This window comes from Streptomyces sp. W16, assembly GCF_033194735.1.
GTDB lineage: Bacteria > Actinomycetota > Actinomycetes > Streptomycetales > Streptomycetaceae > Streptomyces.
The window spans coordinates 1-1,423 of record NZ_JAWOAI010001072.1 but is presented as its reverse complement, the minus strand read 5'-3'; the positions used below and the strand labels follow the sequence as shown (position 1 = coordinate 1,423).

General features: G+C 71.3%; 1 protein-coding gene and 1 pseudogene. One reads left to right on the top strand and one right to left on the bottom strand.

Annotated features, from left to right (window positions below; genetic code table 11):
* A partial coding sequence (gene ftsY / locus R6V09_RS53175) for a signal recognition particle-docking protein FtsY (protein ID WP_317888560.1) occupies nucleotides 1-1,050 on the top strand: 1,050 nt, incomplete at its 5' end.
* A 142-nt stretch (nucleotides 1,051-1,192) separates the two neighbouring features.
* On the opposite strand, the pseudogene R6V09_RS53170 reads toward ftsY, so the two are convergent.
* A pseudogene (locus tag R6V09_RS53170) lies at nucleotides 1,193-1,423 on the bottom strand (bifunctional DNA primase/polymerase); the annotation flags it as partial.

Sequence of the window (1,423 nt, the reverse complement as noted above, 5' to 3'; positions counted from 1 at the left end):
GAGCCGCACATCGGCGACGAGGCCGAGACGCCGCGCGACGAAGCGCGCCGGACGATAGAGGAGGTGGATCTTCCGGACGGCTCGGCCCCGGTCGCCGTCGAGGAACCCCCCGTACTGGAGGTCCCCGAGCCGACCGCCGGACGCCTCGTCCGGCTGCGCGCGCGGCTCTCCCGCTCGCAGAACGCGCTCGGCCAGGGGCTGCTCACGCTCCTGTCGCGCGAGCACCTCGACGAGGACACCTGGGAGGAGATCGAGGACACCCTCCTCACCGCCGACGTCGGCGTGGCGCCCACCCAGGAACTGGTCGACGCGCTGCGCGAGCGCGTGAAGGTGCTCGGCACCCGGACCCCGCAGGAGCTGCGAGCCCTGCTCCGCGAGGAACTCCTCAAGCTGGTCGGCACCGACGTCGACCGTGCGGTGAAGACCGAGCCCGAGGACCGCAAGCCCGGCATCGTGATGGTCGTCGGGGTCAACGGCACCGGCAAGACCACCACCACCGGCAAGCTCGCCCGTGTCCTCGTGGCCGACGGCCGTACGGTCGTGCTCGGCGCCGCCGACACGTTCCGGGCCGCCGCCGCCGACCAGTTGCAGACCTGGGGCGAGCGGGTCGGTGCCCACACCGTGCGCGGGCCCGAGGCCGGTGACCCCGCCTCCGTCGCCTTCGACGCGGTGAAGGAGGGCAAGGAGATGGGCGTCGACGTCGTCCTCATCGACACCGCCGGACGCCTCCACACCAAGACCGGGCTCATGGACGAGCTGGGCAAGGTGAAGCGGGTCGTGGAGAAGCACGCGCCGCTCGACGAGGTGCTGCTCGTTCTCGACGCGACCACCGGGCAGAACGGGCTGGTGCAGGCGCGGGTCTTCGCCGAGGTCGTGGACATCACCGGCATCGTGCTGACCAAGCTGGACGGTACGGCCAAGGGCGGGATCGTGGTCGCGGTGCAGCGGGAGCTGGGTGTGCCGGTGAAGCTGATCGGGCTCGGTGAGGGTGCGGATGATTTGGCACCCTTTGAGCCGGAGGCGTTCGTTGATGCCCTTATTGGGGACTGATGGGCTGTTTGTTTGCTGCGGGCCGGTGGGGGCTTGTCGCGCAGTTCCCCGCGCCCCTTCAGGGCGCGCTGTAGTCCCCCCATCCAAGAAGTGCCCGTTCCTCAACTCGCCGTTGGGGACGGGCACTTCGTCGTCTCTACGGCTATGCGCGCGACCTGTGTGCCACGTACGCCAGCGTGCCCAGCAGCAACCGTGCCGCCGGCGGCTTCGTCGCCGAGTCGAGTGCGGGGGAGCGGAGCCAGCGGACCGGGCCGAGGCCTCCTCGGTCGGAGGGCGGGGCGGTGATGTGGGTGCCGGGGCCGAGGCCGCGGAGGTCGAGGGAGGTGGGGTCGTCCCAGCCCATGCGGTAGAGCAGCGTGGGGAGTTCGGCGGC